18 protein-coding genes are annotated in these 18,408 nt (G+C 44.6%); 12 read left to right on the top strand and 6 right to left on the bottom strand.

What is annotated here, in order from left to right:
* Positions 1–87: 87 nt before the first annotated feature.
* Positions 88–795: a DUF6776 family protein gene (locus V7R42_RS09990; protein WP_334020036.1), complete on the top strand. Its 708-nt coding sequence runs from the start codon at positions 88–90 to the stop codon at positions 793–795.
* A gap of 57 nt (positions 796–852) precedes the next feature.
* On the opposite strand, the gene V7R42_RS09985 is transcribed toward V7R42_RS09990, so the two are convergent.
* Positions 853–2,088 (bottom strand): putative manganese transporter, encoded by a 1,236-nt coding sequence (locus V7R42_RS09985; RefSeq protein WP_334020035.1) that lies wholly within the window; start codon positions 2,086–2,088, stop codon positions 853–855.
* A gap of 77 nt (positions 2,089–2,165) precedes the next feature.
* Entirely contained in the window at positions 2,166–2,615 is a 450-nt protein-coding gene (gene azu / locus V7R42_RS09980) for an azurin (RefSeq protein WP_334020034.1), read from the bottom strand.
* 188 nt (positions 2,616–2,803) lie between these two features.
* Between azu and V7R42_RS09975 the strand changes: the two genes are divergently transcribed.
* The 5 genes from V7R42_RS09975 to minE all read left to right on the top strand — a co-directional run bounded on the left by V7R42_RS09975 (position 2,804) and on the right by minE (position 6,885).
* The gene (locus tag V7R42_RS09975) at positions 2,804–3,142 is read left to right on the top strand and encodes a hypothetical protein (protein ID WP_334020033.1); all 339 of its coding nucleotides are present in this window, start codon (positions 2,804–2,806) and stop codon (positions 3,140–3,142) included.
* Positions 3,143–3,266: 124 nt separating this feature from the next.
* Entirely contained in the window at positions 3,267–4,640 is a 1,374-nt protein-coding gene (locus tag V7R42_RS09970; RefSeq protein WP_334020032.1) for a class II fumarate hydratase, read from the top strand.
* 362 nt (positions 4,641–5,002) lie between these two features.
* Positions 5,003–5,785, top strand: coding sequence for a septum site-determining protein MinC (gene minC, locus V7R42_RS09965; RefSeq protein ID WP_334020031.1), 783 nt, complete (start codon positions 5,003–5,005; stop codon positions 5,783–5,785).
* Positions 5,786–5,815: 30 nt separating this feature from the next.
* The gene (gene minD, locus V7R42_RS09960; protein ID WP_014999406.1) at positions 5,816–6,625 is read left to right on the top strand and encodes a septum site-determining protein MinD; all 810 of its coding nucleotides are present in this window, start codon (positions 5,816–5,818) and stop codon (positions 6,623–6,625) included.
* A complete protein-coding gene (minE, locus tag V7R42_RS09955; protein ID WP_334020030.1) occupies positions 6,625–6,885 on the top strand; it encodes a cell division topological specificity factor MinE in 261 nt (86 codons plus the stop codon). Before minD ends, minE begins: the two co-directional genes overlap by 1 nt.
* A 16-nt stretch (positions 6,886–6,901) precedes the next feature.
* Here the strand turns inward: minE and V7R42_RS09950 are convergent, their stop codons facing one another.
* The gene (locus V7R42_RS09950; protein WP_334020029.1) at positions 6,902–7,756 is read right to left on the bottom strand and encodes a polyphosphate kinase 2 family protein; all 855 of its coding nucleotides are present in this window, start codon (positions 7,754–7,756) and stop codon (positions 6,902–6,904) included.
* A gap of 128 nt (positions 7,757–7,884) precedes the next feature.
* Here V7R42_RS09950 and V7R42_RS09945 point away from each other — a divergent pair, with 128 nt between their 5' ends.
* The 4 genes from V7R42_RS09945 to V7R42_RS09930 all read left to right on the top strand — a co-directional run bounded on the left by V7R42_RS09945 (position 7,885) and on the right by V7R42_RS09930 (position 11,853).
* Positions 7,885–8,667, top strand: coding sequence for a hypothetical protein (locus tag V7R42_RS09945; RefSeq protein WP_334020028.1), 783 nt, complete (start codon positions 7,885–7,887; stop codon positions 8,665–8,667).
* Between the two features lie 45 nt (positions 8,668–8,712).
* Positions 8,713–10,596 carry a methyl-accepting chemotaxis protein gene (locus tag V7R42_RS09940; protein ID WP_334020027.1) on the top strand — a complete coding sequence of 628 codons (1,884 nt, stop codon included), beginning with the start codon at positions 8,713–8,715 and terminating at the stop codon, positions 10,594–10,596.
* A gap of 166 nt (positions 10,597–10,762) precedes the next feature.
* Positions 10,763–11,107 carry an iron-sulfur cluster insertion protein ErpA gene (erpA, locus tag V7R42_RS09935; RefSeq protein WP_014999403.1) on the top strand — a complete coding sequence of 115 codons (345 nt, stop codon included), beginning with the start codon at positions 10,763–10,765 and terminating at the stop codon, positions 11,105–11,107.
* A 173-nt stretch (positions 11,108–11,280) separates the two neighbouring features.
* Positions 11,281–11,853 (top strand): glutathione S-transferase family protein, encoded by a 573-nt coding sequence (locus tag V7R42_RS09930; protein ID WP_334020026.1) that lies wholly within the window; start codon positions 11,281–11,283, stop codon positions 11,851–11,853.
* Between the two features lie 117 nt (positions 11,854–11,970).
* Here V7R42_RS09930 and V7R42_RS09925 read toward each other — a convergent pair whose 3' ends face one another.
* Positions 11,971–12,963 (bottom strand): D-2-hydroxyacid dehydrogenase, encoded by a 993-nt coding sequence (locus V7R42_RS09925; protein ID WP_334020025.1) that lies wholly within the window; start codon positions 12,961–12,963, stop codon positions 11,971–11,973.
* Positions 12,964–13,118: 155 nt separating this feature from the next.
* Between V7R42_RS09925 and V7R42_RS09920 the strand changes: the two genes are divergently transcribed.
* Positions 13,119–14,930, top strand: coding sequence for a trans-sulfuration enzyme family protein (locus V7R42_RS09920; protein WP_334020024.1), 1,812 nt, complete (start codon positions 13,119–13,121; stop codon positions 14,928–14,930).
* Between the two features lie 201 nt (positions 14,931–15,131).
* Entirely contained in the window at positions 15,132–15,578 is a 447-nt protein-coding gene (locus V7R42_RS09915; protein WP_334020023.1) for an SRPBCC family protein, read from the top strand.
* Between the two features lie 95 nt (positions 15,579–15,673).
* On the opposite strand, the gene V7R42_RS09910 is transcribed toward V7R42_RS09915, so the two are convergent.
* Positions 15,674–16,795 carry an alkene reductase gene (locus tag V7R42_RS09910; protein WP_334020022.1) on the bottom strand — a complete coding sequence of 374 codons (1,122 nt, stop codon included), beginning with the start codon at positions 16,793–16,795 and terminating at the stop codon, positions 15,674–15,676.
* A gap of 113 nt (positions 16,796–16,908) precedes the next feature.
* The gene (locus tag V7R42_RS09905; protein ID WP_438823646.1) at positions 16,909–18,231 is read right to left on the bottom strand and encodes a carbohydrate porin; all 1,323 of its coding nucleotides are present in this window, start codon (positions 18,229–18,231) and stop codon (positions 16,909–16,911) included.
* Positions 18,232–18,408 lie beyond the last annotated feature (177 nt).

Genomic DNA, 18,408 nt, shown 5'->3' with positions numbered 1-18,408 from the left:
ACGTAAAGAGAAGCTTACCATAAACGCTTAAAATTCATAATGTTTAGAGCGCCTTAGCGCACAGTGTTTTTTATTGATGTAGAGATCATGACGACCGAGCAGTTAAAAGAAGTATTAGGTAACTACAAATGGACGCTGCTAGTGGCGTTTATTATGTTTGCAATGGTGGGATTCGGTTACAAGTTAGCGCGGATCCTTGATGAAGGCGATGGCAAAAAAGTACAGGCTCAGCAAGAAACTATAGCCATATTATCAGAAGAGAATAATGCGCTTACTACGAAAGTAAACCAACTTGAAGTGGCGATGGAACTAGCCAAACTAGAGGCAGAAAATATTGCTACGATGTTAAGTGAACAGAGAAAAGAGCTTGAGGCGCAACAAGAGCTTTTGAGTTTCTATGAAAGGGTTATGGCGCCTGAGAAAAGCGACGAAGGCTTTGCAATTGAAGGGGTAGAAGTTTTTAAGTTAAGTGACAATACCTATCAACTTAGGTTGGTTTTACTGCAGTCCAAACAGCAAAAAGCGGTGATCAATGGCAGTTTAGATATTGCGGTTGCGGGGAAGCGAAACGGTGAGCCTGTTACGCTTAAATCCGGAAAGTCAAACTTGCTTGCCGAAGATGTAAAATACCGCTTTCGCTTTTTCCAAGCCGTTAACGTAACTCTCACTATCGAGGAAGATATAAATCCCGAATCCATTAGTTTTTCTACAACGGTCTATCAATACAAAACCCGTAAAGGCAACTATGAGATAAGCGTGCCGTGGAATGAAGCGCTTTCTGTCGAAATAGAGTAATCGCTGTGGGGCAGCGCTTTACTAAGCGTTAATTGCGTTTGTAATTCGTTAAAAGCTTTATTCAAATAAATACCAGTAGCCATAACCCACAAGAAACGCGGGAATGGCAGAATACACGGTGGCAATTAGCGCTGCTTTTGGAGAAAGCGCAATAGCGGGAAACAAGGCATCGCCGTCATTACTGATTGCATTACCGAGTTGTGCGGAAAATGGCACTGCGCCATTGAGGTATAGGCTAGTTACTAAAATCTGTGGACCGCATCCTGGTAATAATCCGATAACAATTGCCAAGCCGACTAAGCCGGGGCCCATCAATTGAAGAAGCCCTGCAATGTCGAGCCCAAACCAGACTACAGACAGCTCGAACATGAGAAAGGCAAGTACTACCCATGCCAGTACAAACTGCGTATCTAATGCGGCTTTCTCTTGCCATTTAGGCGGCGGCGGAATTACGTCCTCTTTTGTAATCGAAGCGTATCCGCTTCCTGAACCACACAAAGACCACAATCCAAGGCTCGAGATACATAACGCTGCGCCAATCAGCGTTAGGGTACTTTCACTGATAGAAAGGTAACTGTGTACGGGAAGTTGAAACGCCAAACCAAGCGCAATCGCTAGCGAAGGTAAGCCCACAATCGTCCAGAACATTTTAGAAAGTGATATGGCTCTTAGGCTTGTCGCTTTGGATTTATCACCGTTTCGCGAATGTTGATGCATACTATTGGTTACCGTTGCTCGGTAATTGTGAAACTTATTGACCACGAGCCCCGTCATTGCACCCGCCGTAACGCTGACGGCCATTACGGTTAAGGCGTCTAATGGCGCTTGGGCGAGTAACAGAAATGCGGCGTCTCCCATCGTGCTTGTGAGTACGGCTACCACGGCTCCAAAGCTTGTTACACCTCGCGTGTACTGAGTGACGACAATGATGGCCCCGCCGCAGCCGGGCAAAGCACCCAGTAGGGCAGATAAACCCACCTCGTGAACAGGATGCATTTTCATGTAGTTGCCAATGGCTTCGGCTGAAATGCGCAACGTGGCGATGTAATAAAGCGCAAGCGATGCGTACACAAAAGCAGCCACTTGGAAGAATGCATCTGATAACACCGATAGAGCGACAGCGCGAGTTCTATCGTAAGTAAATAAAGCAATGATAAATAGCGGCAACAGCAGCCTTTTATTTGTTACGTGAAGATAAACTCTGTTTTGCGAGAGGGTATTGGACAGAGAAGATAAGCACTTGTACCAGGCCACCGTCTTACCGCTTTTAGTTGTGTGAGACACTGTATCCATTACTAGCTATACTCTCGACCTACTGTTGTCCATGTTTAAGGCGTGCCGATGAGAGCACGCCTAGTTATCACAATGTGCTAGCTAGAAAGCGTGACAGTACCTTTCATGATGCCGATGTGACCTGGGAACGAACAGAAGAACATGTATTCTTCATCTTTACTTAACCCTTCAACAGAAAAGGTTGTAGAGGTTTGTTCGCCGCCGCCAATAATGTCAGTTGCGCCTATTACGCGCTTGTCGTCTGGCTTCACGTAATTGTTGTCTAAACCAGCACTCATGCCGTCGGTTGCTACCGCTTGTCCGTCGGCTTTAGTGGTCATCACCCAGTTATGGCCCATAGATTGTTTAGGCAGTTGTCCCGTGTGTTTAAGGGTTACAGTAAACTCACTACAACTTGCAGGAATAGTGACATTGGATGTGTTGAATTGCATGGCATCGTTAGATTCCACAGTAACCTCGCATTTATTGGCAAATGCGCTAGAGGTCATAAGGAGGAGGGCTGTGCCACCAAGAAGCTTCTTGATCATGAATAATATCCTTTGAATTTTGATTAACTACACCTATAGGTGAAATTGGAGATTCAAATTTATTACGAAAAAGAATAGCACTGGATCATTGTAAATGCTAATAATTATCATTTATATTTAATTATTGGTACGAGAGGGCTTGTTTGTATTTATCGAGTTTTCTATTTTTTGACGCATAAAGGATGCATATGTCTTCAGTACGACATGCACTTCAACATCTTCGGTTAGGATTTAACGACGAAGCGCTGAACACTACGCTTTTACAAAATTATCTAGAAGGCGTGAGCGCCGTTGCTCATTGTTTGCCAAGTGATAGCGAAAAATTTTCTATCTACAGAAATGCAGTTGAAGTGCTTTATGAAACTATGTGCGACCCGCTAGTTAGCAAGCAATGGCGCTATACCTGTTTAGATAATTTATACAAGCCGTTACTTAAAGCCGAGCGCTACGCTTGTAACGAGAGTGATCGAATAGCGCTAGCGAGAATAAAAATAGATATGCAGTTGCTAGTGCCCCATTTTTTATAACGTAATGTTACAGAGACCTGTCGACCTTAGTTGCACATCAAAGGTTAAGAGGCTTAATGAGGTCTTTTATAGAAACATTACCAATACGCAGTAAATACGTTTTATCAACACAAGGATACGAGTTATGACAGCAACACGCACAGAACGCGACAGTATGGGCGAACTACAGGTCCCAGAAAATGCACTCTACGGTGCGCAAACTCAGCGCGCTATTCAAAACTTTCCAATAAGCGGGCAGCGAATGCCCGAGGCTTTTGTGCGTGCGTTAATTACCGTTAAGAAAGCCGCGGCACAAGCCAATATGAAACTTAAAGTGCTGGATAAAGATCGTGGACAAGCCATAGTGAGAGCCTGTGATGAGCTGTTGGCACTTGATGATGTGATGCTGCACTTTCCCGTTGATATATTTCAAACTGGCTCAGGCACCAGTACAAATATGAACGCCAACGAGGTCATTGCTCGATTAGCTTCGCGTTATGCGAGTGAAGACGTTCACCCGAATGATCATGTAAATTACGGGCAAAGTTCAAATGACGTAATACCCACTACTATTCACGTTAGCGCGGCCATTGCATTGACAAACCAGCTCATACCGGCCGTTGAAAACTTAGTTCGCATTATTGAGGTTAAAGCAAAGTCGGTAGCACAATACTGCAAAACAGGACGTACTCACTTAATGGATGCAATGCCTGTGGGTATGGACCAGAGTCTACTAGCATGGGTATCTCAGCTTAAACAGCAGGTGAAAACCCTGCGCGCTGTGCAGCCTGCAATTCAAACCTTAGCGCAAGGTGGCACTGCGGTGGGAACAGGCGTAAACGCCCATGCTGATTTTGCCGCTACGTTTTCAGATACATTAGGGGAGCTTACCGATATCGCGTTTAAGCCAGCAGACAATTTCTTTGCACTTATTGGCTCGCAAGACACGGCAGTGACGCTCTCAGGTGCAACAAAAAGTTTAGCGGTAACGCTCATGAAAATTGCTAACGATTTACGCTGGATGAACTCTGGGCCTTTGGCTGGTCTGGGCGAGATTGCGTTGCCTGCGTTGCAGCCGGGTTCATCTATCATGCCCGGCAAGGTAAACCCAGTTATCCCAGAAGCGGTGGCGATGGCTTCTGCACAAGTAATAGGTAACGACACGGCGATTACGGTGGGTGGACAGTCGGGTAACTTTGAGCTTAATGTCATGCTACCTATGATAGCCAGCAACTTGCTCTCAAGTCTGTCGCTAATGGCCAACAGTGCAAGGCTTATCGGCGAGCAGGCGATAGAGGGCTTCACTGTAAATCAAGATAACATTGAAGCTGCGCTTTACAAAAACCCTGTGCTCGTCACCGCGCTCAACCCTGTTATTGGCTATGCCAAAGCCGCGGAAATTGCAAAAACAGCGTACAAGGAAAACAAACCTGTTATTGATGTGGCCGAGGCGATGACAGATATACCCAGGCAAGAGCTAGAGTCGTTGCTAGATCCTAATAATCTCACTATGCCGTAAATGTCCAAAGCGAAATTTAAGTGATAAAAAGTGCGACAGATAAATCGCACTTTTTTGTATTTAGACGGGCGAATTAATACAAGTTTTTCTAGGTAAAACTCGTATAACACCGTCGTGTTTAAAAACTGTTCGTTCATTGGCACGTTCCTGGCTTGTTCTAGGTGTGTTCTTGCGCATAGCAGGGGCAAAACGTGTCTAAACAGATAGAACAGTTGCTGTATGTGAACAGGATTTTTGATACAGTGATGCAATAAATTATTTGCATAGCTGCGTAAGACAGCGAAAAATACTAGCGCTAATAGGTTTTACTTCTAAACATGGCTTTCGCTATGGAAAAAGTAATGCCTTTTCGGGAAAAAAAGATGACAGAAACTTGCTTTCGCATGAAGGGCACCACGCTCACCAGTATTGTGTTAGAAGTAGTAAATTTTGAGCCAGATAACTTTGAACTTCAGTTATCCCAGAAGATTGCGAGTGCGCCGCAGTTCTTCACCCGTTCCTCACTGATTTTGCATTTAATGAAGCCTCTATCTGCTACCGAGTTTGAATTGTTGGTGGCACTTTGCCGTCGACTGCATTTGCAGCCTATGGCGGTGAAAGGTGAGGTGGCAGAGCTGAAACCAACCATTAATGATCTGGGATTGGCCGACGTAAGCCAAAGTAAATTCACCGATAGCGCACTTCGTTCGCAAAGAGTGAGCGGCGGCGAAAACAATAAAGGGAGTGGCGAAAACGATTCTCACGCCTCTCAACAAGAGCATACCGTTTCTACGCCGTCGAAAAGTGAGCCGGCGCCCGCTGCTGCTCTGACGCTCAAACCTGCCAAAGTGATCAACCGCCCAGTACGTTCAGGTCAGCAAGTTTATGCAGAGGGCAGTGACTTGGTGGTAACGGCTTCTGTAAGTGAAGGTGCTGAGCTTCTTGCCGATGGCAATATTCACGTTTACGGCACACTGCGCGGCCGCGCGTTGGCAGGAGTCAAAGGAAACACGGGAGCCCGTGTATTTTGTCAGTCGTTAGATGCAGAACTTATTTCAATTGCAGGGCAATTCATAATGCATGAGACCGTAAAAGGCGAATGTTGGAAGAAACCTGCACAAGTATTTTTAGAAGAAGAAACATTACGTATAGAGCCGTTGGCTTAATGCTTTGTACGCACTAATAGGAAAGAATAGATGGCAAAGATTATCGTAGTAACCTCAGGAAAAGGTGGTGTAGGCAAGACTACATCGAGTGCAGCAATAAGCACGGGGCTTGCGCTAGCCGGCCATAAAACGGTCGTGATAGATTTCGATGTGGGTTTGCGAAATCTTGATCTTATCATGGGGTGTGAACGCCGCGTTGTGTACGACTTCGTCAATGTTATCAACAAAGAAGCATCCCTTAAGCAAGCGCTTATTAAAGATAAGAGAACAGAGAATCTTTTCATTCTTCCTGCATCGCAAACCCGCGATAAAGATGCCCTTACCGTTGAAGGTGTTCAGGCAGTATTAGATGAGCTTAAAAAGGACTTTGAATACATTATTTGTGATTCACCTGCAGGAATAGAACAGGGCGCACAGATGGCGCTGTATTTTGCAGATGAGGCTATTGTGGTTACCAACCCAGAAGTTTCTTCGGTACGCGATTCAGACCGTATCTTAGGTATTCTTCAAAGTAAATCTATGCGCGCAGAAAAGGGCGAGCCGGTTAAAGAGCACCTTTTATTAACCCGTTATAACCCCACCCGTGTTGAAAGTGCTGAAATGTTAAGTGTTGCAGATGTAGAAGAAATCTTGGCTATTCCGCTATTGGGCGTTATTCCAGAATCTGAAGCGGTACTTAAAGCGTCAAACCAAGGTCAGCCAGTTATTCTTGATGAAGAAGCTAATGCAGGACAAGCTTATGCTGACGCTGTTAAACGTCTGTTAGGCGAAACTGTTCCACATCGTTTCCTAGAAGCAGAAAAGAAAGGGTTCTTTAAACGTCTGCTAGGAGGGAAGTAATGGGAATTTTCGACCTGCTCAAAAAGAAGCAAAAGCCGAGCACTGCGGCAGTAGCCAAAGAGCGGTTACAAATTATTGTCGCGCACGAGCGTAAAAAGCGCACAGAGCCTGATTACTTGCCAATGATGCAGCAGGAAATCATTCAGGTTATCCGCAAATATGTGACGATTGCTGATGACCAAGTGTCGGTGCAGCTAGACAATAATGACGATTGTAGCGTGTTAGAGCTGAACGTAACGTTACCGGACAACAACAGCTAACGTATATTCGCTTAAGTTAGTTTCGATTGCCCGCCAAAGGTCGTGCGCCCTCGTCGCTAATTAGGTCTTCATCCACATCAAGTTGTTTGGAGGCCAGCGCTATTAAACGCTCATTCAGTGGAGGCGGAGAGATGTCTACGCCTTCACTGAGTTTTGTAACAACGGTATTGAGTACATTTACTCTTGCTTGCCATTTAAACTCTCCGTTTATAACATGCCATGGCGCGTAACGGGTGTGAGTGTGCTTGAACATGTCATTCGTCGCTTCGATATAGGCTTTACGCATCTTACGGTTATGCAAGTCTTCTTCGGTTAACTTCCAACGCTTGAAGGGGTTGTGCAGTCGTTCTTCAAAGCGCTCACGCTGCTCGCTTGACGATATATGCATAAAAAGCTTGATAACGCGAACTCCGCTGTCACTCAGCGTTTTTTCAAATGCGTTTATTTCGTCATAACCGCGTCGCCAAACCTTTTCATCTACGAGCTTATCAACTCTTTCAACAAGCACTCTTCCGTAGTGTGAACGGTCAAATATTTTAAGAGAACCGGGAGGGGGGATGTGTTGCCAAAAGCGATAGAGAAAGTGTTTTTCCTGATCTTCTTGAGCGGGCTTTGCCACAGGAAACACGCTTACGCCACGAGGATCGAGTTTTTCTGTGATACGTCTTATTGCGCCACCTTTTCCTGACGCATCCCATCCTTCAAACACAATTAGCGCACGCTTTTTTTGATGGAAATAAGATTGCTGCACGTGAAAGAGCTTTTCTTGTTGTTCCACTAATGCGTCTTTGTATTCTTCTTTGCTAGCAAAGCGAGATTGCCCGAAATCGTCAAACAAATTGACGTTAGCTTTCTGATGAGAAAAGTTCATATATATGGCCTATATTTCAACGTGATATCTGATTTTTAATCGCTAACGATTAATTTTTAAGAAATTACATGCAGAATTGAAAAGAGCGTCTACACTTACTTGTCAAATTACGCTAACAGGATATAAGTATGCAGTTCAACGTTTATTCGTTGGTTCTTTTGACAGCAATTTTTCTTTTTTCTTTTAACGCCCACAGTGCATCGTGGAGCGAAAACGAGCTTCATATCCAGCATGGGAAACTCAATCAGCCTTTTGCCGAAGCCTCGGGTACTGAACTTACTACGACAATTTTTACATTCCAACATGCCAGCGGTTGGGAATATGGTGGAAACTTCTTTTTTGCTGATTATGCAAGTACGTCTGCCGGTGATGAGCTATACGCAGAGTGGTATCCGACGTTTAGCTCTAAAGCGCTTTTCGATGCTAATTACAGCGGTGTTTTAAGCGATATCAGTTTTGTCATGGGGGTAAACATGGCCCCAGAGTCAGACGTTTTAAAATATCTGCCAGGTATACAGCTCCATCTCGATGTTGAAGGCTTCCAATTTCTCAATGTGCTTGTTACCGCATATTTAGATGATAGTGAAGGTATTAGTGCAGGAGGAGCACCTAAAGAAGGCGACAGCTGGATGGTTGATATTGCTTGGCGATACCCACTAAATCTTTTTTCACAGCAATTTTATATAGAAGGGCACGCAGAGTACATTGATGAAAGAACCTCTGAAATACCCGGGGCTATTGTTGAGTCATGGGTGTTAGCACAAATCCAAGCGCGCTGGGACGCTGGACAGGCTGTACTTAACGTAAAAGATAGGTTGTTTCTAGGGATTGAGTATCAGTATTGGAATAACAAGCTAGGAACACAAGAAGAAGACAGCGTAGTGCAAGCGCTGGCAGTCTGGCGTTTTTAAGACAGACCTAATGTTGATAGTTATTAAATTAATTTGGAGTAAATCATGCGTATGCAATTAAAGCGTTTGCTTTTCATTGCGTTAATTATCGCACTTACTGTGCCAGTGATCATTGCCACGACAGTTTTTGCAACGTCTATTTTAAGCTTTCTTACTGATAAGGTAGAAACATCTGACCTACCAACGGCCCTAGGGGAGGTCAAGAATGCCGTTGAATTAGATTTGCAAAGCACGATACTTCCAAGTCGTTCATTGGCTAATAATGTATACATTAAACGCTGGATACAAAACGGAGAGCCTTCAGAAGGTCTAGACGTGCTCACTAGCCACCTTTCAGCGATAAAGCGTGAGAGCAAGGCTATTAGTGCTTATGTAGTGTCGGGTAAATCTAGCAACTATTACACCCATGATGGCATCGAGCGTCAAATTACACCTAAAGGTGACCCTTGGTTTAAAACCTTTATTAGTAGCAGTCAGCCTTTTGAAATTGCTATTGATATCGATAAGTCAAGTGGCGTAGCTTCTGCATTTATCAATTATGCATTAAAAATTGAGGGTGAGCGCGTAGCCCTTGCCGGCGTGGGGTTATCGTTAGACGCCATGTCTAAGCTGATAGCGTCTTATAAAGTCGCCGACAGCGGCATTGTTTATTTAGTTGACGATAACGGCAATATTGCTTTGCATCCAGACATGTCGAAACGTGGTGAAAAGTTAAATGCAAGCGCATTTGTTAACAAGCCGAGTGAATTAGAAGTATCAGGTGTTGATGTAACGCGTCTTGCTGTGAAACTAGACTCTTTAGATTGGTATCTGGTAACAGAAGTCTCAACCGATGAACTCTACGGCGCAATAAACACAGCTATTTTAATTAATATACTTATCGCTCTTGTTATCATCGCGCTAGGTATGGTGGGTATGAAATTCTTGTCGAATAAGATTTTCGCGCCTATTGATACTATAACCGCAGCCGTTACTTCATTGAATGAACGTGACGGCGATCTTACCGCACGGCTCAATATAAATGAAAATAATGAGATTGGAGCATTGTCTGGTCAAATAGATTTGTTCTTGGAAAAGCTTCATGCCATGTTTCTTCAAGTCTCAGAGAGCGCACAGCACGTTAAGCGAATAGCTGCACAAGTATATGAACAAATAGAGCTTTCTCAAAGTTACTCATCAAGACAAACCGACAGTACAAACTCGGTTGCTGCAGCAATAGAAGAAATGGACTTGACCGTACGTGAAATATCAAATAGTGCGCAAGGCGCATCTGAAGTAGCAAATACTACCGAAGAAAACGTAAGCGCTAGCGCTAATACGATAAACAAAGCTATGCAGAACATGAGTGAGCTTAGCGGTGTTATGACAAAGTCGGTAAACTCTGTTAATGAGCTATCTAGCAGTATCAACTCTATCTCGTCGATATTGGATGAAATTAGGGGCATTTCCGAGCAGACTAATCTACTTGCGCTAAATGCCGCTATCGAAGCGGCTAGAGCAGGTGAGCAAGGCAGAGGCTTTGCGGTGGTCGCCGACGAGGTCAGAAACCTTGCGAGTAGAACAAACGAGTCTACGACGGAAATTAGTCAACTTATGGATGAACTTAACAAACGCACGTCAGACACCGTAGCGGATATTCTGCGCGGTAATGAAAGAACGCAAGCAACTTCTGAATTTTTATCAACCTGCGTGCAAGCTCTTTCTAACATATCGGCTGAGGTAAGCAAGTTAACCGAAGCAAATACTCATGTGGCTTCTGCAACGCGAGAGCAATCTGCTGCTACCGGCGAGATTAGCGAAAATATCTCTGTCATTTCGCAAACTGCAGAAGAAACTTCACGCAGTATGGAAAGAAGCTTTAGTTTGGTAAATGCGCTAGATGATGAGGCGAAAGCGCTGGATAAAACCATTAGTAAATTTACGCTTTAACACAAGTTAACCACAGTTGCAGTTGGATGGTTCAAGTGATATTGCAGGCTCAAGGTGATGGTTGATTCGTTAAGTTTTGCCCCAATAATTGCTAACTATCCGCAAGTATTAGATAATTGCGAACAAGCACAAAGTGCGTAAGCACGAGGTTAAAGTAGAGGTGGGTATGTCTGTAGAAACGGCGTTGCCGATTGAGTTTTCAGACGCTGCAGCAGCGAAAGTGAAAGCCCTTGTTTCAGAAGAAGAAAATCCTGATTTAAAATTACGTGTGTACGTAACAGGTGGTGGCTGCTCAGGCTTCCAATATGGTTTCACATTTGACGAGAAAGTGAACGAAGGCGATATGACCATTGAAAAAGACAGCGTAACTATGGTTGTCGACCCAATGAGCCTACAATATTTAGTGGGAGGGGTGGTTGATTACGTGGACGGCCTAGAAGGTTCACGGTTTTTAGTTCAAAACCCAAATGCCACAACCACCTGTGGTTGTGGTGCAAGCTTCAGCGTTTAAACGATTTCGTTTATTCGTAAAATCGTTCTTCAATGAGCGATTGCAGTCAAAACGGTAGGCATACATCGCATCATTTTGTATGCCTGTCGGTTGTCTCCAACGTTATACTTCCTTTTCTTTTTAAATTCCGGCTACACTAATTTCAATATAACTCATAGCTTAGGATAGCGATTATGAAATTGTATGGCTCAACCACTTCTCCTTACGTACGTCGCATTCGCATGGTACTTGCCTCTACCGAGCACGAGTTTTTGAATCTTCAAATTTTTTCAGGCGAAGATCGCGAACTACTGGCTTCTCGTAATCCCACTCTCAAGGTACCTTGTCTTGAAGACGACGGCCAAATGATTTTCGATTCTCGGATCATCTACAGTTATCTTGCTGACAAGCTTGATCATGATGGCTTAAGTTGGGAAGAAGAGAATCAACTCACTCTAATTGACGCAGCGAATGATTCGTTTGTTCAGCTTATGCTACTTAAACGTTCAGACTTTGATATCAACGAAGACAAAATGTATTACAGGCTTCAAAATGAGCGAATTGAGGCGGTATTGAGCGCGCTGGCAGACCAGCTTGATGCGGGTGGTTTTAGTGGATGGACCTACCCAGAAATCTGTTTATACAGCATGATAGATTGGGTTCTTTTCCGGGAGTTGCACAACATGAAGGATTACCCTCAATTATTGGCGTTCCATGAAAAGCATCACGACCGCATTGAGATAACGGCAACCGACCCGCGTAGTTAAGTTTGGCTATATACAAGCTTAGTTAAGAAGGCTTGATTGAAACTTAACTGAAGCATCTTGGGCCTTATCAAGGCTCTACTGAACTTGAAATCAGCTCAAATAAGGGCTGAAATATAATTAATAGCCCTTATTAAAATCAAACTGGTAATTAAGCGACTCGCCCTTAATATAACGAAGCGCATTTTCTAAAAACACGTCAGCTACGTCGCTTGGTTGAGATTCCGCGGCAGTATGAGCGGTTATTGAAATATTGGGGTGTGTCCAAAACGAATGGGCTGAGTCGAGGGGCTCGTTACTAAATACGTCCAATACTGCATGCGCCAAAGCACCGTTGTCTAACGCTTTCAAGAGCGCATCGTCGTCAACCGCACTGCCTCGCCCTGCGTTAATAAATACACTGTGGGGTTTCAGCGCGCTAAAAAAGTCGTGAGATAGTATGTTTTGTGTAGATGGCGTGTCTGGCATTAAATTAACCACGTGATCACATGCTCTGGCAAACGCTTCGATAGTGTCGGGTGTATAAACAGCATCGGCACCTTCTACTGCTTGCCCGCTTCGGGTTAAACCCACAACCTTCATACCAAATACGTTAGCGACGGGGATTAACGCCTGACCAATACTACCTAGTCCAGCAATACCCAGAGTTTGTCCATTTAGCGGCATTCGCTTTGATGCTTCCCATCTGGGCTGAGCGGCGCGTTGGTTTCGCTCAAATGCCTTTACGTTTCTGGCATACACGAGCAAGTAAGCAAAAACATATTCCCTCATTAGCTTACCAAAAATTCCCTTTAGTCCGGTAAGTATGTAGTTCTTCTTATCGGCATTTAGAAGGGGAGCATTGCCTGCCCAGGTAGACTGACACCAGGTGAGTGCTGAACATGTATCAATAATTCGAGACGCAAGGTCGGGGTCTGCAAGCAGTACCGTAACGGTTTCTGAATTAACATCTTCAGGGCATTGAGTAATTTGTTTAAGCGTTAAAAGCGGGCGGCCATCAGCGCCAACGAACTCGTCGTTAACTGATATTTTTTGACGAAGTACTTCGGCAATCTCATTGGCCTCATCGCTTAATATGGTTAGCTCAATTTTCTTCGAATCCCTTGCAGTCATTCGCTTAACACTCCTAAAGTAAACTTTTCTTTCCTCTATCTAACTGCACAATCATTGGCCTAATTGTTCTAAAAATGTGATTTAGGATTTACATTTTTGTAAATAGTTTTGGTGTCATGTACATGCACCTGAAGTCAATTTGCAACGGAATCGCTATGCAGTCAGAAAACAAATTCCAAAACTCAACAGATGTTGATGTAACGCGCGCTAAAGTGCTCTCACCAAAGCGTAACACAACTCAAGCTGAAACTACGCAGGCTTTGGTTGAGGAACAACTATCTCATTTCGGTATAAATGCTGAGAGCGACTACGGTAGAGCACTCGCTAGCACCGCCCATCACTTATATGGTGCTCAAGCCAGCGTTATGCAGCTATGGGATATCACTAGCAATACCTTGCAAGGACTCGACAAAGAAGACAGATTAGCTTACTTCAACGCAAAAAAGTTTTTGTCTTTTCAAATTGCCAAAATATTAGACACGTTACAAAACCCGTTTCGTACCACGTATCAAAGTTTGTCGAGTGGCAATGGCTCGCAAGGGCACTATCCACTATTCGACAATGTCACGGCACTTTTTTCTGCAACACCGGTGGTGGTAAGAACAGCGACTTATGTGTATGCCTGTACTGAATGGGTAGATGACGCGTTTCAAGGCAAAGAGTTCACCCACCAAATTTATTCGCGCCTGTTAAACCCTACTAATATCTCTCTTGCTAACGCCATTGTTGACATGGAAGCGGGTCCGTATGCTGCCGAGTATTTAGCGTGGAACTTCAATTCGGGCATGGCGGCAATTGATGCATGTTTGTCAAATGTTCTTAGTCATGGTGATGTACTTATTGTTTCTAGGAACGTGTACGGCGGGGTGTATCAGCTACTCCATGATTATTTCGCCCGCAGCAACCGAATGGATATCCAAATAGCGTGGTTTGATGGATACGACACTGCGAGCTTTGCTAAATTCATGCAGCAAACCAAGGCCGAGCATGCGTCGCGGTTGAATAGCGGGGCAAAAATGCACGTGTATTTAGAGTCGCCTTGTAACCCTCATGGCTATGTCTTGGATGTGCCTGGAATCTGTGAGCTAGCGCATGCACAAAACGCGTTAGTCATGCTGGATTCAACGCTTGCCACGCCTGTTTTGCATCAACCGCTGCAGCATACAAATAGGGCTGCACGACCTGACTATGTGATCCACAGCTACACTAAGGATTTATGTGGCAGTGGCGCAACTACAGCCGGTGTAGTGATTGGTGAAGGACACCGCATGTTCCAGCCAAAAGGCAGTTCAGCAAATGGTGTTGATTGGTCACAGACCATGTTCTGGGATGTGTACTACATTAAAGGCGCGTTCTTAGATTCTGAAAAGGCCTTTGATGTACTAAACGGCATGAAGACCCTAGAGCAGCGCATGATGACGAAGGTCATCAATACGCAAGTGTTTACTGCATTTTTGAATGCTCACGACCAAATTCGCGTTAACTGTCACGCTCTGCCTGAACACAGTAATGCCGGGTTACGCGAGAAACAGCATACACACGGTTGGCCGTGCACCTTATTCACTGTTGATATGGCGCCAGCAAATTTGCCTCGCGATGTATTTGTACGTTTCTTCGATGCGCTAGAGCCGGCATTCAGCCACCAAGTGAGTATTGGGCAAAACAATACGATAATTTTATGCCCAGCGCTGACGTCTCATTCAGAACTTAGTACCGAAGAGCAGAAAAAAGCAGGGATAGAACTGACGACTATGCGTATCGCTATGGGTACCGACAACGTTAAACAGCTCATTGCTCACTTCATGTTGGCGGCCAAACATTTTATTGAGCCTCACGTGCCAGGATTTTGTGAAAAGTTTATGGCAAATGCCGATATCGACAGTCTGTATTTGTCGGTAAGTGAGAGAGTAAGTTCACAGCATTTTGGCAGTAAAGCCAGTATGGATTCACTGATGAAAGGTGCATAGGTGAATTTTTTAGCTCAAGAAGTTGCATTGGGCTGTCGATAAAAAATGTTGAGGATGTTCTCCTTCTCCCGGGCCTTTCCTTACGCGGGCTCGGGATTTTTTTATTTTTAGCAAAGGTAAATGACGCTAGAGCGCCTAACTTTTGTTATAAGGTAACATAGATACAGATCTTTAACATTAAAGAATATCTAAGGCGACTTTATGCACGAGTTTAAAATTGATGTAACGCTAGATGCATCATTGCCCTTTGTTTTTGCAGCATTTCACGAGCCTGAATATCTTAGTGAGTGGTTTGCACCGGGTGATTGTTCGGTCACACAAATCATGAGTGATTTCAAGGAAGGCGGTCGCTATCGCATAAAGATGATGGATCCCAGCGGTATTGAAATGTCATTAACTGGTGAGTATGTGACTATATTAGCGAACGAGCAGCTGTCGTTTTCCTGGGCGTGGGAAGATGATATGGAAGAGTCGGTGATGACATCAGTGGACATTCACTTCGAAAAGACCGAAGAGGGTAATGCAAGGCTAATGCTCATTCAGCAGGGCTTTCTCAATAAGCAAGAGTGCGATCAGCACAACTACGCGTGGATGTCGTGTCTAGAAAAGCTTGCCGTATTAGCCGCTAAGAAAAAGTCGTTTAGCTAGCCCTCACAATTGAAAGAATGCGTAAGCGCTGCGCATGGTAATTTTGCCAGCAACGCTTTTGAAAAGGGCAGAGAAGTAGGCTCTGCCCATAGAGTTTAAGTCAGCGATGTCATGGCGTCTTTTCCGCTTTGTTCTCGATATGTGTCAAAATCGTTGTAGCCTTCTTCACCGCCTCCGTACCAAGCAGACGGATCGTCAAATGACGTAAGTGGGTAGTTATGCTTAAAGCGAGTAGGAAGGTCTGGGTTTGTGATCCATGGTCTTCCAAAAGCAATCATGTCACCATCGCCGTCAGATAAACGTTTCTCGGCTTCTTCTTTGGTATAGCCACAGTTTCCAATGATCATTCCGTCGAATAGCGCCCTAAATTCAGCAAGGGTCATGGCTTCGCCACGTTCGTGGAAACCAAAGGCCAAGCCATCCATCACATGTAAATAACCTATTTCTAGTTTATTTAGCTGTTGGCCTACATAGGTAAAGGTTTCACGAAAATCATCGGCACCCATATCGTTAAATGCGCCGTTTGGCGACAACCTGACACCTACGTGCTCTTTAGCCCATACGCTCAATACTGCGTCCATCACCTCGCCTAAGAAGCGGTACCGGTTATCGACACTTCCACCATAATTGTCACTTCGCTGATTGCTGCGACTATCCAAGAATTGGTTAATGAGGTAGCCATTAGCCGCATGTACTTCCACGCCGTCAAACCCTGCTGCCTTTGCGCTGATGGCTGCCTTTTTGTAGTCTTCGACAGTGCGTTTAATATCGTCATAGGTCATTGCTTTTGGTACTTCGTAAGGTTTCTTACCTTTCGGTGTGTGAATTTCATCCCCTTCAATTTTTATTGCCGATGCTGAGAGGGGAAGGTTACCGTCGTGAAAATCGCTGTGCGACGCGCGCCCTGTATGCCAAAGCTGTAAAACGATTTTTCCGCCGGCCTCGTGCACACGATTGACCACCGAGCGCCAGCCCTCAACCATGGCGTCGGTATAAATTCCAGGGGTGTCAACCCAACCAATGCCTTCTTCTGAAATGGCCGTTGCTTCAGTAATAATCAGCCCTGCATCTGCACGCTGTACATAGTGATCGCCCATAATTTTGTTTGGTATGCGATCGGCGCCCGCTCTACCCCTTGTCATAGGTGCTAATACCATGCGGTTTTGCAATGTATTGCCTGCCCAATCAAACGAACTAAAAAGTACTGAGTCTGTCATTCATAATCCTTATTCAACGTGGAATAGATTGTTGTTGAAGCGCTAAGCGTATTGGAGCTCGTAGCGCCATAAGATAGTAGTGAATACAGAAATAGCGAGGAGTTGGATTGGTATTAGTTAAGTATTAAAGCCGCTAGATTTACGTCGAACCTTAAGCCTAGAACAATAGCGTCATCAACTGCTATAACTCTGTCGCGCTTTGCAAACTGGTCGGGGTTGATGATATAATGGACGTTTGGCTGAATTCTTACGTGGTCATTAAATTGGAAACCGTAACTAAGCTCTAACATAGTTTGGCTGCTCGCCGGTGTACCAAACCCGCCGTTAAAAGATCTAAGTATACGCTGATCCTCTAGCGCTTCATCGCTATACTGTTGGCGGGTAAAAACAAAGCCAATGGTATCGTCAGGGCGAGACGTCAGTGTGCCGCGTAATACAAATCCTGCTTTTATATAGTAGTCTTCGATCAACTCGCCCGATGTACCGGTTAGCACTGCACCGAATAGTGTTAACCCTTCTTTCGTCAGTGGGTTAGGACGAGTAACGGTTTGTTCAAAACGTGCGAATATACCCGAGCGGTCTTTTCTAACAGCGTAATCATTGCCTGACTGCGCCGCATAGTTGCCCTCCTCATCAAAGACAGGGTCGGTGTAGTCTGCGCTATCGTACCAACCGCCAATTTCATAGCGTCTTGGCAGTTCGTCATTGTCCCACGTAGTGTGATATCCCAGAGTGAAGGGGATAACAACACCAGTAGCCTCATTAGTTGCCCAATCGAAGCCGTGATCGCCTAAGTCTTGATGACTGGTGTTATCTTCGTAAACGCCAGTATGAAAGTATGTTTTTGGCGAAAGCCAGTATTTCGCATGACCACCCCAACTCGAAACCGGCCACCACGTAAAGTTACTGGTTCTAAATACAAAGGTTGGGTTTCCACAAGCAGCATTGGTTTGAAAGTACTGACAAAGTTCAGAGCCTAAAAAGCTGATATTCGCTACTGTGCGGCCACCTTCTAGTTCTAAATCGCCATCTAAAAACGTGGAAGAAATAGTAAACCGTGCAAGACGGGTATTTTGGCCGCCAAAGATTTCTTGTACAGACGTGCTGTTCCCAATGTAGTGCTCTGCTAAGTTTTTGCCATGTCGATTTGTCATGGCAATATGGATTTTGGTGTGTTTCCAGCCCGCTAACGTATTTAAATCTAATTCCCCGCCTACAAAGAGCTGACCCGCATAGGCACTGCCTCTGCGTTCACCACCGTCAATATTGATGGCTGACTCACCCGTATAACTTGCTTGAAAATCAAACGCGTTTTGAAACTTACTTTGTGATGCCGACGCACTGGCGGTAATAATAGCGGTGCTTGCGAGGAGCGCTGCTTGCAAGCCTGTCTTATATCCAGAAAGGCAACGGGTAGCTGTAGGTGTTTTCATCATTATTCTCTCAATTAAAAATGTTTATCAACCACAGCGTGCTACGAGCATGTGACTGATGATATCTACGCTTTTGTTACTAACTCCTTGTTGACGCGAGATAAATCAGAGTTGGCTAACGTTACAACGCGTTAACATATGCTTGTTTTGAACGAAATCTAACTAACCTTTTCAATTAAA

The sequence above is a fragment of the Alteromonas sp. S015 genome (genome assembly GCF_036864485.1).
Lineage (GTDB): Bacteria > Pseudomonadota > Gammaproteobacteria > Enterobacterales > Alteromonadaceae > Alteromonas.
The sequence above is the reverse complement of the archived record's forward strand: the minus strand, read 5'-3'. Positions and strand labels throughout refer to the sequence as shown.

Coding starts and splice junctions, on each gene's coding strand:
- V7R42_RS09945 (WP_334020028.1), top strand. CDS start 7,885: ATGCAGTTCAACGTTTATTCGTTGGTTCTTTTGACAGCAATTTTTCTT.
- V7R42_RS09940 (WP_334020027.1), top strand. CDS start 8,713: ATGCGTATGCAATTAAAGCGTTTGCTTTTCATTGCGTTAATTATCGCA.
- V7R42_RS09925 (WP_334020025.1), bottom strand. CDS start 12,963: ATGACTGCAAGGGATTCGAAGAAAATTGAGCTAACCATATTAAGCGAT.
- minE (WP_334020030.1), top strand. CDS start 6,625: ATGGGAATTTTCGACCTGCTCAAAAAGAAGCAAAAGCCGAGCACTGCG.
- erpA (WP_014999403.1), top strand. CDS start 10,763: ATGTCTGTAGAAACGGCGTTGCCGATTGAGTTTTCAGACGCTGCAGCA.
- V7R42_RS09905 (WP_438823646.1), bottom strand. CDS start 18,231: ATGATGAAAACACCTACAGCTACCCGTTGCCTTTCTGGATATAAGACA.
- azu (WP_334020034.1), bottom strand. CDS start 2,615: ATGATCAAGAAGCTTCTTGGTGGCACAGCCCTCCTCCTTATGACCTCT.
- V7R42_RS09975 (WP_334020033.1), top strand. CDS start 2,804: ATGTCTTCAGTACGACATGCACTTCAACATCTTCGGTTAGGATTTAAC.
- V7R42_RS09920 (WP_334020024.1), top strand. CDS start 13,119: ATGCAGTCAGAAAACAAATTCCAAAACTCAACAGATGTTGATGTAACG.
- V7R42_RS09915 (WP_334020023.1), top strand. CDS start 15,132: ATGCACGAGTTTAAAATTGATGTAACGCTAGATGCATCATTGCCCTTT.
- V7R42_RS09910 (WP_334020022.1), bottom strand. CDS start 16,795: ATGACAGACTCAGTACTTTTTAGTTCGTTTGATTGGGCAGGCAATACA.
- V7R42_RS09950 (WP_334020029.1), bottom strand. CDS start 7,756: ATGAACTTTTCTCATCAGAAAGCTAACGTCAATTTGTTTGACGATTTC.
- V7R42_RS09990 (WP_334020036.1), top strand. CDS start 88: ATGACGACCGAGCAGTTAAAAGAAGTATTAGGTAACTACAAATGGACG.
- V7R42_RS09930 (WP_334020026.1), top strand. CDS start 11,281: ATGAAATTGTATGGCTCAACCACTTCTCCTTACGTACGTCGCATTCGC.
- V7R42_RS09985 (WP_334020035.1), bottom strand. CDS start 2,088: ATGGATACAGTGTCTCACACAACTAAAAGCGGTAAGACGGTGGCCTGG.
- minC (WP_334020031.1), top strand. CDS start 5,003: ATGACAGAAACTTGCTTTCGCATGAAGGGCACCACGCTCACCAGTATT.
- minD (WP_014999406.1), top strand. CDS start 5,816: ATGGCAAAGATTATCGTAGTAACCTCAGGAAAAGGTGGTGTAGGCAAG.
- V7R42_RS09970 (WP_334020032.1), top strand. CDS start 3,267: ATGACAGCAACACGCACAGAACGCGACAGTATGGGCGAACTACAGGTC.